The organism is Candidatus Hepatoplasma crinochetorum Av, from assembly GCF_000582535.1.
GTDB classification, from domain to species: Bacteria; Bacillota_I; Bacilli_A; order Mycoplasmatales; family Hepatoplasmataceae; genus Hepatoplasma; species Hepatoplasma crinochetorum.
Window position 1 is genome coordinate 50620 of sequence record NZ_CP006932.1, and the last position, 13705, is coordinate 64324.

At 19.9% G+C, this 13705-nt stretch carries 17 protein-coding genes and 1 tRNA gene; 15 read left to right on the forward strand and 3 right to left on the reverse strand.

All coding sequences use genetic code 4. The features are described 5' to 3' along the window. Positions 1–8 precede the first annotated feature (8 nt). Entirely contained in the window at positions 9–875 is an 867-nt protein-coding gene (locus X271_RS00215) for a LicD family protein (RefSeq protein ID WP_025208462.1), read from the forward strand. Here X271_RS00215 and X271_RS00220 read toward each other — a convergent pair whose 3' ends face one another. Further along, complete coding sequence (locus X271_RS00220) at positions 876–1259, reverse strand: hypothetical protein (protein ID WP_025208463.1); 384 nt, start codon at positions 1257–1259, stop codon at positions 876–878. After that, positions 1249–1608, reverse strand: a complete 360-nt coding sequence (locus X271_RS00225; protein WP_025208464.1) for a hypothetical protein — start codon at positions 1606–1608, stop codon at positions 1249–1251. The genes X271_RS00220 and X271_RS00225 overlap by 11 nt, the downstream gene beginning before the upstream one ends. 91 nt (positions 1609–1699) lie before the next feature. Here X271_RS00225 and X271_RS00230 point away from each other — a divergent pair, with 91 nt between their 5' ends. The 4 genes from X271_RS00230 to X271_RS03065 are packed head-to-tail and all read left to right on the forward strand — an operon-like array spanning position 1700 to position 4935. Next, the gene (locus X271_RS00230) at positions 1700–2419 is read left to right on the forward strand and encodes an alpha/beta fold hydrolase (RefSeq protein ID WP_025208465.1); all 720 of its coding nucleotides are present in this window, start codon (positions 1700–1702) and stop codon (positions 2417–2419) included. A gap of 21 nt (positions 2420–2440) precedes the next feature. Beyond that, the gene (locus tag X271_RS00235; RefSeq protein ID WP_025208466.1) at positions 2441–3247 is read left to right on the forward strand and encodes a glycosyltransferase family 32 protein; all 807 of its coding nucleotides are present in this window, start codon (positions 2441–2443) and stop codon (positions 3245–3247) included. Further along, positions 3237–4265, forward strand: a complete 1029-nt coding sequence (locus X271_RS00240; RefSeq protein ID WP_025208467.1) for a glycosyltransferase family 2 protein — start codon at positions 3237–3239, stop codon at positions 4263–4265. Before X271_RS00235 ends, X271_RS00240 begins: the two co-directional genes overlap by 11 nt. Before the next feature lie 4 nt (positions 4266–4269). Continuing rightward, the gene (locus X271_RS03065) at positions 4270–4935 is read left to right on the forward strand and encodes an FAD synthase family protein (RefSeq protein ID WP_128571616.1); all 666 of its coding nucleotides are present in this window, start codon (positions 4270–4272) and stop codon (positions 4933–4935) included. Here X271_RS03065 and X271_RS00250 read toward each other — a convergent pair. Further along, positions 4924–5775: a hypothetical protein gene (locus X271_RS00250; protein WP_025208469.1), complete on the reverse strand. Its 852-nt coding sequence runs from the start codon at positions 5773–5775 to the stop codon at positions 4924–4926. The two genes, X271_RS03065 and X271_RS00250, sit on opposite strands and share 12 nt — an antisense overlap. A gap of 148 nt (positions 5776–5923) precedes the next feature. Here X271_RS00250 and X271_RS00255 point away from each other — a divergent pair, with 148 nt between their 5' ends. The 10 genes from X271_RS00255 (at position 5924) to X271_RS00300 (ending at position 13697) form a co-directional block, all read left to right on the forward strand. Next, complete coding sequence (locus X271_RS00255) at positions 5924–6949, forward strand: hypothetical protein (RefSeq protein WP_128824159.1); 1026 nt, start codon at positions 5924–5926, stop codon at positions 6947–6949. 9 nt (positions 6950–6958) lie between these two features. Beyond that, positions 6959–7816 (forward strand): LicD family protein, encoded by an 858-nt coding sequence (locus X271_RS00260; protein ID WP_025208471.1) that lies wholly within the window; start codon positions 6959–6961, stop codon positions 7814–7816. A 101-nt stretch (positions 7817–7917) separates the two neighbouring features. After that, positions 7918–8346: an FAD synthase family protein gene (locus X271_RS00265; RefSeq protein ID WP_025208472.1), complete on the forward strand. Its 429-nt coding sequence runs from the start codon at positions 7918–7920 to the stop codon at positions 8344–8346. A gap of 45 nt (positions 8347–8391) precedes the next feature. Next, a tRNA-His gene (locus X271_RS00270) sits at positions 8392–8468 on the forward strand. Positions 8469–8494: 26 nt separating this feature from the next. After that, positions 8495–8917 (forward strand): tRNA (adenosine(37)-N6)-threonylcarbamoyltransferase complex ATPase subunit type 1 TsaE, encoded by a 423-nt coding sequence (gene tsaE, locus X271_RS00275; protein ID WP_025208473.1) that lies wholly within the window; start codon positions 8495–8497, stop codon positions 8915–8917. Next, positions 8917–9474 (forward strand): hypothetical protein, encoded by a 558-nt coding sequence (locus X271_RS00280; protein WP_128824160.1) that lies wholly within the window; start codon positions 8917–8919, stop codon positions 9472–9474. The genes tsaE and X271_RS00280 overlap by 1 nt, the downstream gene beginning before the upstream one ends. 18 nt (positions 9475–9492) lie before the next feature. Continuing rightward, positions 9493–10845 carry an asparagine--tRNA ligase gene (gene asnS, locus X271_RS00285; RefSeq protein WP_038462208.1) on the forward strand — a complete coding sequence of 451 codons (1353 nt, stop codon included), beginning with the start codon at positions 9493–9495 and terminating at the stop codon, positions 10843–10845. Further along, positions 10846–11838 (forward strand): tRNA (adenosine(37)-N6)-threonylcarbamoyltransferase complex transferase subunit TsaD, encoded by a 993-nt coding sequence (tsaD, locus tag X271_RS00290; protein ID WP_038462210.1) that lies wholly within the window; start codon positions 10846–10848, stop codon positions 11836–11838. Further along, entirely contained in the window at positions 11838–12686 is an 849-nt protein-coding gene (locus tag X271_RS00295; RefSeq protein ID WP_025208477.1) for a bifunctional 5,10-methylenetetrahydrofolate dehydrogenase/5,10-methenyltetrahydrofolate cyclohydrolase, read from the forward strand. Before tsaD ends, X271_RS00295 begins: the two co-directional genes overlap by 1 nt. 18 nt (positions 12687–12704) lie before the next feature. Continuing rightward, positions 12705–13697 (forward strand): RDD family protein, encoded by a 993-nt coding sequence (locus X271_RS00300; RefSeq protein WP_025208478.1) that lies wholly within the window; start codon positions 12705–12707, stop codon positions 13695–13697. The last annotated feature ends 8 nt before the right edge of the window (positions 13698–13705 follow it).

Here is a 13705-nt window from a genome sequence, read left to right on the forward strand (position 1 = left end):
TTATAATCATGAAACAAATTACTTTTGAAGAATTTCAAAAATTAAATCAAGAAGGATTTATTAAGATAAATAAAGCAATAATTTCCTTAGGAATAAAATGATGAGCTCATTCAGGTACCTTGATTGGTGTAGTTCGCGAGAATGGATTTTTATCATGAGACGATGATATTGATATGGGAATGGCAATTGATGATTATTTAAAATATCTCGAAGATTTAAATAAAATTGCAGAAGAAAATAATTATTATTTTGCTGATCGTTTTAAAAATATAGGAATGACAGTCTCTAGATTTATTTATAAGGAAAAATTTATTATTTCTTATGAGGGAAAAAAATATGTTTCTTCTCCTTTTATAGATATAATGATTGCAATACCTTTTAAAAAAGAAAATAAATTAAAATTTAAAATTTGAGAATGACAAAATAAATATTTTTTTCTATTTAGTAGTCTTCCTCCTGTTCTTCCAAAAATTGATACAAGATATGGTAGAGTACGCAAATTACATTGATATCATCAACTTGGCTCAGTAGTTGGACAAATATTACTTTTCTGAACAATTCCTTTATTTTATTTACAAAATTATTGATTAAAAAAGAAAGCAAAAAATAAAAAAAAATATAAAAATTTAATTCTTTTTCATTCTTATACTTCAAGATTTTTTATATATAGAAAAGATCAATTAATTGAAAGAAAAATTTTAAATGGAAAAACAAAAATTTATATTTCAAAATTCTATATTAAAGAATTAAATGCTTCTTTTGGAAAAAATTGAACAAAAAAACCACCAATTGAAAAACAGATTCCTCATCACATAATTTATAATCCTTATAATCCTAAAAAGGAACCAAAAATTTATCCACATATTGTAAAATAATTAATTTTCTTTTTCAATATTATTAAAAGATTTTAAATCTTTTTCTCTTTTTAATTCTTTTTTAAAAATAAGGGGAATAGACATTATTGAAAGAAAAGATCCTATTGCATTACCTAAAGCTCCAATACAGGTAATTAAAAGGGCTTCGCTGATATCAATATCAGTAGTTCCTTCTGGTGTTGATCAATAGATAGCAATTCAAGCGATTAATGGAACAGTAATTGATGAAATAAAAGTAGCATATACTCCATAGATTGCAGCACTTACATATCTATTTCTTTTTATTTTGAATATTTTTATATTAAAAGCCAATGATATTGTGTATTGAGCAATTAAAATTATCAAAAAGAAAACAAATAAAAATCATCCTGTATTAATGTTCATTATTTTTTTCCTTTTGTTCTTTTGCTTTTATTTTTTTATCATGACCAACTTTTTTAGATACATAAGGAACTAAAATTGCAGCAAAGAAATTACCAATCGCTGTTGCAAATGCAGCTATTAAAATAATTCATCAAGGAGCTTGCTCTCCATCTGTTAATGCAACAACTATTAGCGGTGTAATTGCCATCGTTAATATAAATAAAAAAGATGCTACAGCTCCCATTAATGCTGCTGTAAAAAATTGGTCTTTTGATATCATATATATTCGATAATTAAAAAAAAATCCTACTATTAATTCTACAAAAGGATATACAAATAATATTATTAGTGCTACTTCTCAATTTTCCATTTTCTTTTTAAATTTAATTAAGTATACTCTTTATATTTAATTAAGTTATCTTAAAGTGTATAATTTTTTAGATATATTAAATTTATAAATTATGAACAAAAAAAAAGATAATCGCGTTATATTATTAATTCATGGATTTAAGCGTGGAAATGAAAATGATTTTGAGTATTTAGAAGATCCTCTTATGAAATTTAATTTACCAATAATAAATTTTGAATATTATGATAATTATGATAAAAAAACGCTTAATTGAAAATTATTTTTTAAGAAAATTTCTAAGCAAATGGAAGAATTGAAAGATAATGAAATAATAGTAGTTGGTTATTCTATCGGAGCAATAATTGCAATTTATTTAGAAAATTATTACCCAAATATAATTCAAGTTATATCAATCTATCCTGCTTTTAAAATTTATCTTTTTGATTGATTAAAAAGATTAAAAGATTTATATTTTAAAAGAAAAAGACTTAAGAAAAAAATTGGAAAAGAACGTTTTAATAAACTAAATGAAGCAGCAAAGAAAAATAAAATTGTTGAAAAGTATCCTGTAAAAATTACAAGAAATATTAATATTTTTCGTTCAAAACTTAGAAAAAAAATAAAAAATATTAATATTAATAAAACAACTTTAATTTTATCTGAAATAGATGAAATCGTTCATTATAAAAAAACATATAAATATATAAATAAATTTAATATAAGTGAGAAAATTATATTTTTTAATTTAAGTCATTATTCGGCAATGAAGGATGGACAAAATTTGCGTAATTTTATTATTAGTGAAATTAAAAGATTTAATTTTGATAAATAAAAAAACTAGCATATTACAATTATGAATAATATTGGTAAAATTAGTGAAAATGACAATAAAATAATTCATTATATATGAATAAAAAATAAAGATGATATTCCAGCAAGTCAAAAAAAAATAATGAATAAGACAATAAGTCTTAATAGTGAATTTTCAATAAAAATATGAGATTTAAATAATATTAATGATTTAAATATTAAAAGTAAGTATTTTAAAAAAGCAATTACTGAAAAAAAATGAGCTTTTGCTTCTGATTATTTAAGAGCAAAAATATTATATGAATATGGAGGTGTATATATTGATATAGATTTATATCCTTTAAAGAAATTAATTGAATTTCTTGAAGAAGAAGATGATTTTAATTTATTGATTGGTTTTGAATATAAATATCTTATTTCTACAGGTTTTATATGAGCAAAAGAAAAAAATAATTTAATTTTAAAAAAATTATTAGAACATTATGATTATTTTGATAATTTTAAAGAAGATAAAATTAAATTTATAGTAAATAATTATATTTGAACAAATATTTTAGTAGATGAATATAATTTAAAATTTGATGATAAAAAACAATATTTAAAAGATAAAACTTTAATTGTTGATCATAGATATTTTTCTTCGATAAAAAAAATAAGATTAGAAAGTTATTTTTTACATAAACATTTATTATCATGAAAAAAAAATGATTTTATGAAAAAAATAATGATGCAAATTTTAGCTTTTATACAAGAACATAAAATTTTAAATATTTTCCTTAAAATCGAAATTAAATTTAAATTAAGAAGAGTCAAGAATATATATAAATATTTAATAAAAAATGAACGATAAACTTAAAAGTAAAACATTTGGTGTTATTATTCCAATTTATAATACAAAAAAAGAATGATTTTTAAAAGCAATAGATTCTGCAATAAAATCATATTTTGCAGTTGATAAAGATTTTGAAATAATAATAATAGATAATGGTTCAGATAATAAAGATATATGAAAATATTTAAATGATAATTATAAAAAATACGATTTTATTAAATTAAAAAGATTTGATAAAAATGAAGGAAAACAAAAAGCAACAAAATATGGTTTTTATAATTTAAATGCAAAATATTTTCAAGTATTAGATTCTGATGATTGAATAGATTCTAATAAAATTAAAAATATTATTAATATTTTAAAAAAAGTAGATGGAGATATATTTTTTTTAAATTATTACTATTTTAATGATAAAAAGCAAACTATAAGAAAAGAAAGAAAAATTTATAAAAAATCTCCCCTTGATTATGTTAAATTAGAAAATATTCCAAGATCTTTTTGACATTTTAATGCAAATACAATATTTAATAAAAAATTTATGATTAATAATAATTTTAAATTTCCAGAAACTAAAATTTATTATGAGGATGCTTATATGAATATGTGGAATTTATCTAAAATAAGAAATCCTTATTTTATTAATGATTCTTTTTATTATTATCGAGTTAATATTGGAGGAACAAATTTATCATCAACTAATAAAATGTTTGAATATATTGATTATTTTGAAAAAATGTATCGAGAGACCATTAAATTAGATTTTTCTAATAAAATTACAAGGAAGAATATGATTAATCTTTCAAGTTTACAATTTTTAACATTGTCATTTTTTTGAACATCAAAGGAAAAATTCAATGTATCTCGTAAAAAAATAAAAATTTTAAAAAAAGAAATTAAAGAAAACAAAAATTTATATTATGCAAAAGGTTTAAAAAGACCGAGAGTAACAATTATTGGGGATTTACTTATATGAAATGGTTATTTGTTTTTTTTAATTAAACCCTTTTCAAAATTATTTATTAAATTTAGAAGATAAAAATATGGAAAAAAAAACACCTAATAAATATAATATTTGTTTAACTTATGGAACTTTTGATATGTTTCATTTTGGTCATCTTTCCCTTTTATTAAGATGTAAAAATCAATGTAATCAATTAATTGTTGGTGTTGCAACTGATAAATATAATAAATTTAAAAATAAAGAGTCATTTCAATCTGAAAATCAAAGATTTAATTTCATTAATATGCTTCCATTTGTAGATAAAACTATTTATGAACATAATTTTTCCACACAATGAAAAAAAGATTACAAGAAATATAAGGCAAATGCAATTATTATGGGTGATGATCATGTTGGAGAATTAGATTATTTAATTAAAGAGGGTCTTAATATTATTTATTTGAAGCGCACAACAGGAATATCCACAACAGATATTAAAGAAAAATTAAAATGCAAAAAATATTCTTTTTTTATTCAAGAAAAATGAATTGAAACTAAAAATATATTTAATAGAATTAATAAAAATATAAATAAGAATGATCATTTTTCAATTTTAGGAATAAGTAATAAGATTGAGGCACATTATGAACTTTATCAATTTTGAAATAATAGCAAAAAAGTAGATTTAATTTTCTTTTTTGATGATATTGAAGAAATAAATCTATTAAAAAGAAAAATTAATTACTGAAAAAAATTAAAAGGTTAGTCATTTAAATTTAAAGAAAATCATATAAAAGATTCATATTTTTGTTTTTAATTTTTTAATTTTAATTTCTTTTTTTATTTGTTTAAAATACTGTCTTCTTGTATTAAAGAAATTTTTATTTAAAGCATATTTTATAAAATTAGGTTTGAATGTTTTATCTATATTATTAGAGTATTTATTATAAAAATCTAATAAGATAACCAAATCATTTCAATATTCTTCTTTTTGTTTTTGATTTATTTTCCCTTTTTTTATTTTTTCCAATATATTATTGTATATAAGATAAGGTATATTAATATTTTTTCAACTAGAATCAATTCCAAAAGCCATTCCAATATATTGAAATTCAAAGTGTTTAATATTAGTTAATAAATATTTTTTATTTTTAATTGCTTTTTTTGTTTTAAAAATCGTATTATGAGTTAATAAATTAAGTTTCTTATTATTATATTTTTGTTCTCCACTTTTATATTTTTTATAAAATGAATGTTGTATTAGATCAACATTAGTATTAGTTAATTCATATATAAGATTTTTTAATCAATTAAAAATTATTTTATCTTTTGCTTTTATTAATTTAAAATATTTGCTGTCTATTTTTTCAAGATTTTCATATAAAAAATCCGTTTTTTTTAGATTTTTTTCATTTTCTAAAATTGTTATCTTTTTATTAAAAGCTTTTGTAATTTTATAATTATTAATATAAATTATAATTTGTACTAAATTATCAAGAGAATTATCTTCTAAATATTTTTGGAAAAAATTAATTCTAGTAATTTCTTCTAAATTAATTTTTTCGTCAATTGTATATATAAAGCTTAATATTTTTTTGTTTTTCACAATATTTTGTAATTTTACACTTCTTATTATTAATTTATAATAATTATAAGAAACAAATATTTAAAATATTATCATATTTTTTATAAAAAATAATTTTTATTAATTTATATAAATTTGTATTTATAAAATTTGCTATTATTAATATGAAGTGAAAGAAATGGGATTTTTACTACAAAGAGTTAATGATGATTTTTTAAAAAAATATTTTAATAAAAATGAATATTTTGAATATTTAGAAAATATAAATTATGGAAAATACATAAATAAAGAAATTTATTCAAAAATAAAAATTTTAAATGATTATTTAAAATCAAAAGATTTCGAATTATTTAATTTTATTACAGAAAATATAATATCTTTTGATCAGGAAAATAAAAATATTTTAAAAATTTATGATGATTTTTTTATCTATCATCAAAGAATACTTTTAATATTTTTTGAAAGTTTTACACAATTTGAGAAATTAATTAAAAACAAAATAATAAATTCTATTAATTATTTAAATGTTAAATCTCTTTATCAATTAATTAATATTATTATTAAAGATAGCAAAAAGAATGAAAAGGAATTAAAAGGATTTCCCAAAAGATGTGAAAATATTTTATCATATTTTTGTGCTCCTAATTTAGAAGAAGTTCGTGAAAAAATCGGAATATATAATATTAATGAAAAAGATTCTTTTAATATGTTTTATAAAAAAGCAAATAAATCAGAAAAAAGATATTTTGATTATAAATTAATAAATGAATTTTCTTTTTCTGATATTAGTGAATTTTTTGAAATTCTTAAAAAGCAAAATTATAAAAATTATTTAAATATTAGAGATTTTATTAAAGATCTTTTGGGTGAAAAGAAATATAATAAATTTTATGAAGATAATCAAAGCGATAATGGAATAAAACCAATTATAGATTGATTCTTATCAAATTATAAAAATGTAAAAATATTACGAAATAAAATTATGCATAATAAAGTTTTATTTGCTAATATAAAAGAATTAAATAATGGAATAAATAGTTTATTGAAATTATCTAATCAAAAGAAAAACAATATAGGTGATATTACTTTAAAAAAATTTTTAAAAGAAACACTTTCTATTCTTGGAAAAATTAAACAAGAAAAGGCAAGGAAATTTTTTAAGGAGAAAATAATAAATTTAGAAGATAAAAATTAATAGAAATTTATGAAGAAAATAAGTTTTGAGGAATTTCAAAAATTAAATTTTGAAGGTTTTAAAAAAATAAATGAAAAAATACTACAAAATAATATAAAATGATGAGCTCATTCAGGATCATTATTAGGATTTATTCGTGATAAAAAATTAATTTCTTGAGATGATGACATTGATATGGGGATGAGATTATATGATTTTAAAAAAAATTTTCAATTATTATCTAAAATTGCTAATGAAGAAAATTATAAATTAATTGATAGGTTAGATTATTTTGGTCTTGATGTTGCAAGATTTATTTATAAGGAAAAATATATCATTGAATATAAAGGAAAAGAATATATATCCTCTCCTTACATTGATGTAATGATGGGTGTTTCTTCTAAAAATAATAATCTTTTGAAAAGAAAATTGTGATCTTGAACAAATAATTATTTGTTTATATTTAATTCTTTCTGAAAACCTCTTCCATATTTTGGTTGAAAATTTAATAAAGTTAAAAAAATTCATTGATATGAACAATTTAGTGTATTTATTGTAAGAATAATTTTATTTCCTTTATTTTTAGCTTTACCATTACAAAATTTATGATTAAAGCATAAAAGTAAAGATAAAAGTGATAAAGTTTCATTTTATTATAATTACGATAATTTAGGAATAATATATGATGTAAATAAATTGCAAGAAAAGAAAATAAATGATTTTAAAATTTTAGTAAATGATAATTATTTAGAAGAATTAAATTTAAGATTTAAAGAATGAAAGATTTTACCCTCTAAAGAAAAACAAATTCCTCATCATATATTTCTTACACCAAATTTGAATAAATATAAAAATAAATATAAAATAGATCCATTTATAATTAAGTAAATAATTTTTAATTTTAATTAAATTTTTAGATAATATTATTGTTATTATTTATTTTTTAAATATTAATTGATTAATTTTGGAATGGTTTTATAAATAATTGTATGAAAAAATATAAAAATTGTATCACTTATGGAACATTTGATTTGTTTCATTATGGTCATAAAAGACTATTTAAAAGAATAGATAAATATTGTGAAAATTTAATTGTAGCAATTTCAACTGATCAATTTAATAAACTAAAAAATAAAAAAGCTTTTGATAATTATATAGTTAGAAGTGAAAATGTTTTAAATTGTTCTCCTACTATTAAAAAAGTAATTAAAGAAGTTAATTGAGAACAAAAAATAGAAGATGTTAAAAAATATAAAATAGATTGTTTTATTATGGGTTCTGATTGAAAAGGAAAATTTGATTATTTAGATAAGAATTGTGATGTTCTTTATTTAAGCAGAACACCTTTTATTTCTTCAACTTATTTGCGCAATAAAAAAATTGAAGAAAAAAATCTTCAAACTAATCATAACAATTAGTTATGTTATAATTTTATATGTTAAAACTTATTAAGTTAAGTTATGGCGAGTGTGGCGAAGTGGTTAACGCATCGGATTGTGGTTCCGACATTTCGAGGGTTCGATTCCCTTCACTCGCCCCATTTTTTTATTTTTAATTATTAATAAAATGATTAATAAAGCAATTGCAAATAATGAATTTGAAACAGAAAAAATCGGAAAAGATTTAATAGTTAATTTTCCTGAAAATAAATTAATTATTATAATTGGCGAAATCGGTTCAGGTAAAACAGTCTTGGTAAAAGGTATTGCTAAGGAATTGGGTATTTCTGATATTGTAAATTCTCCTACTTTTTCTATAAAAAAAACTTATAAAAATTTAGTTCATTATGATCTTTATTTTGCAACTAAAAAACAATTATCAATTAATGAATTTAATGCTTTAATTGCAGAAGATTTAGTTGATAATTATGTTGTAATTGAATGGGGTGATAATTTACTTTTAAAAGATATAAAGAATTTTTTAAAAGTGAATATTACTGTACAAAAAAATCAAAAAAGAAATATTAAATGAAAATTAAAAGGAAATTAATGAAAAAATTATTTTTAGATACTGCTGGTGAGTATTTTAATATTGCAATAATTGAAAATAATAAAGTGGTTTTTTTTGAGTCCAAAAAAAATAATAATGATGTTGTAAATCAATCCTTGAATTATTTACATATATTTTTAAATAAAAATAAAATTTCTCTTAAAGATATTAAAGGATATTATTTTACAATTGGTCCTGGTTCTTTTACAGGAACAAAAGTAGCTTTAAATATTATTAATAGTTTTAACTTAGTTTTTCCAACTTTTGATTTTAATTATATTACAAATTATGATTTATTAAAAAATGAAAATAAAAGATTTGTTTTAATAAAATTAAGTAAGCAAAAATATTATTTGCATGATTTTATGAAAAAAAATCAAAGAAATTCAGGAAGAATAATAGATGTTTTACAAACAAAAGAAGATTTTAATATTGTTAATGGTTATAAAGAATTTAACAAAAAAGTTTTAGAAGAAAAATTGATTAAAAACAAATTTAAAAAGGTAGATAATTTAGTAAAAATAAATTTATTTTATGCAAATGATTTTGTTAATTAAATTATAAGGATTAATAAAATGGAAATAAAAGAAGCATTACAAAAGAAAAATATAAATAAAGAATTAGAAATTTCAGGTTGAGTTAGATTTAATAGATCTTCAAAAAAAATTGTCTTTATTGATCTATATGATGGTTCAAATTTAAATGGAATTCAAATTGTTTGTAAAGAAGAATTATTAAATAAAAAAGATTTTAATCTTTTATTTAAAGCTCCTCTTTATTCTGCTTTTACTTTAAAAGGAAAAATTATTTTTAATATTAAAAAAGAAAAATATGAATTCTGGCCTTTTAAAATTGAATATTTTAGTTTTTCTGATTCAAAATTTCCTCTAGGAAAAAAAGATCATACCTTAGAATTTTTAAGATTACAATCTCATTTAAGAATTAGAACTAAGTTGTTTCAATCAATAATGAAAATTAGATCTTATTGTAGTCAATTAATTCATTTGTATTTTATGAAAAATGAGTTTTATTATATTCATACACCAATAATTACAAAAAATGATGCTGAAGGAGCAGGCGAAACTTTTTTTGTAAAAACAAAAAATAATCAATCCTTTTTTAATAGTCAAGGAACATTAACAGTTTCAGGACAATTGCAAGAAGAATCATATACTCAAAGTTTAAAAAAAACTTATACTTTTGGTCCAACTTTTCGTGCAGAAAAATCAAATACTCCAAGACACGCAAATGAATTTTGAATGATAGAACCAGAAATAGCTTTTGCTGATTATTTTAAAGCTATGGATTTAGGGGAGAATCTTTTAAAGTTTATAGCAAAAAAAATATTAAATAATTATTTAGAAGAATTAAAATTTTTAGAAAATTATTTTAAAACTAATTTAATAGAAAATTTACAAAATATAATTAAAAAAAAATTTAATAAAATAAAATATGAAGAAGCACTTAATATTTTAAAAGAAGGTAAATTAAAAGATAAAATTTTTCTAAATGATAAATTTAATTTTGGTGATGAATTATCAACTGAACATGAAAAATATCTTGCTGAAATTTATGAAAAAGGACCGATTTATATTTATGATTATCCATATAAAAATAGTTCTTTCTATATGTATAAAAATAATGATAATAAAACAGTTCGGGGATTTGATTTATTAGTTCCAAAAATTGGTGAATTAATTGGAGGATCTCAAAGAGAAGATAATTATGAAAAATTAATTAATATAATAAAAGAAAAAAAACTGGAATTAAAAGAATTAAATTGATATTTAGATTTAAGAAAATATGGATATGCTAAATCTTCAGGATTTGGAATTGGTTTTGAAAGATTAATTATGTTTATTACAGGAGTAGAAAATATTCGCGATGTTTTACCATTCCCAAGAACACCAGGAAAATTGGAGTTTTAAATGGATCAAAAAATAGATAAAAAAGTTGTAATGGCAATTGAAACATCTTGCGATGATACATCAATTGCTATTTTGCGTAATGATATAGTTATTTCTCAAATTACCCATTCTCAAATAGAAAATCATAATAAATTTGGTGGAATAATTCCTGAGCTTGCAGCAAGATTACATTCAAAAAATATTTTTAATTTAATTATTGAAGCCTTAAAAGATTGTTCTTTAAATTTAAAAGATCTTGATTCAATAATAGTAACAGAAGGTCCAGGCTTAATAAATACATTACAAGTTGGGTTTTTAGTAGCTAAAAGTTTAGCTTATGCTTTAAATATTAAATGCTTTAAAGCTAATCATTTAATAGGACATGCATATTCTCCTTTTATAAATGAATCAATAAATAAAATACCAAATAAAGCAATTACTTTAATTATTTCGGGAGGACATACAATTATTGCAATTAAAAAAAATCATAATTTTGAAATAATTGGATCTACAAGAGATGATGCAATCGGAGAAGTTTATGATAAAGTTGCAAGAATGTTGGGATTTGAATATCCGGGTGGTCCAATAATAGACAAAATAGCTTTTGAAAATAATAATCGTAATTTTTTTAATGCTCCTATTACAAATTTGGAAGGATTTGATTTTTCTTATTCGGGTTTAAAATCATGAGTTTTAAATCATAAATATGAAAATAAAGAAGAATTATTAAGTTCCTTTCAAAATGTTGCAATTGAACAATTGATTATAAAGATAAAAAAAGCAATTATAAAATATAATTTAAAATATTTAATAATTGGTGGCGGAGTAAGTGCAAATAGATATTTAAGACAAAATATCAAAAAAATGAATCAAATTTATTCTTATATTCCTAAAAAAATATATGCTGTCGATAATGCAGCAATGATTGGAAATCTTTTTTTCAAAAGTAAAAAGAATATTAAAGAAGTAAAACTTACAGATGATGTAAAACCTAATTTACTAATGGAGACATAATGAATGGAAAAATATTAGAAGGTAATAAATTAGCAGATAAATTATTGAATGATTTAAAAGAAACAATTATAAAAGATAAATTAAATTTAAAATTAGTAGCAATTCAAGTAGGTTCTGTAGAAGAATCAAATTTATATTTAGATTTAAAAAAAATTCAAGCAAAAAATGTAGGGATAAATTTTGAAATAATAAAATTATCAGAAAATATTGAAAATTATGATTTAATTAAAAATATTGAAAAATTAAATAAAGATAAAACTGTAGATGGAATAATTATTCAATTACCACTTCCAAAAAAAATTGATTTAAAATTAATTTCACAAGCAATTGTTCCTTGAAAAGATGTAGACGGTTTTAATCCTTTTATTAAAGGTCAATTAGATTTAAATCAATTAGAATTAGTTCCACCCACAGCAATGGCGACTTTTTATCTTCTTGAAAATAATAATATTTCTTTTGAAAATAAATCTATTTTAGTAATCGGAAGAGGAGAAATTGCTGGAAAACCAATTATAAAAATGCTTTTAAATAAAAATGCAATTGTTACTTCAGTTGGTAATAAAATTAAAGATTTAAAAAAATATACAAAAAAAGCAGATATTATAATATCTGCTACTGGCGATAAAAATATTATAAACAATAGAAAAATGGTCAAAAAAAATGTAGGTCTAGTTAATATTGGATTAGTAAAAGAAGACGGAAAAATTATTGGTGATATAAATGAAGAAAAATTAATCAAAAAAGCTTCATGAATTATTCCAGCAAAAGGAGGAATTGGTCCTCTTACAGTTGCCTTTTTGTTAATTAATACTTATAAATGTTATATAATTAGGAAAAATTCTAATTAATTTTTTAAAGAAAGAAATATGAATAACAAAGAAAATATAGATCCTTTAAATCAAAATAAAGTAAAAATGTCTTATATTAAAATAGGAGATAATAAAGTAATTTATCCAGCTACAATTACTAAAAGAATTTTTGCAAGGTTAATAGATTTTCTTTTAGCTTGAATAGTACCTTTTATTTTGTTATCTATTTACTATGCAAAATTTTCTAATAATAATTTTGTTGACCCTTATGATACACAAATAATGATTGGATTATCTGTTTCCTTTGCATCATTTTTTTTATTTTTTATTTTGATTCCTCTTTTAAATTTTAAAAATATTGGTCAATCTCTTGGGAAAAAATTTTTAAAAATTACTCCTCTTTATTTTAGAGAAAAAAATAATATTTTATCTTTTTTAATTAGAGAAAGCTTTTTAGGTATTTTACTTGTAATTCCAACAATTTTCTTTTTAATTGTTGGATTTAATCCTGTAGTTTCAGAATCTCTTTATTTTAGTTTGTGAAACGATCATAAAGTCTTTACTGATGTTGCAAATCAAATTCCTGGAAAAGATCCTTCAGGACAGATTGATTTTATAATTAATGTTTGAGGTGAAGGATTTTATATTTCTGGAATAGACGGAAAAGAATATATAATAGAGGGATGACAAATGGGACTTGCAATTACTGGAATGGTAATTGGTTGATTATTTTTCATTAGTGTTATTATTGTTTGAATCACAGCAGGAACAAATACTCAAAAAAGAGGTTTACATGATGATTTAGCAAAAACAGCTGTTGTTGATTTGAAAACAATTATATCTGAAGAACAAGCTCAAGATCGTTATCAAAAATTATTAAATATTTATAAAGTTAATTCAGAAGAGGAAGAAAAAATAAATATTAATAAAAAAGAAGATTCAAATGACTCATTATCTCCATTCAATTCTTCTAAAAAAGAAAAAGATAAAAAAATTGAAAAAGATAATGAGAAAAAAAATTCAGAAAATAAAAAAGAGGAAAAACCTTAAATTTAAGA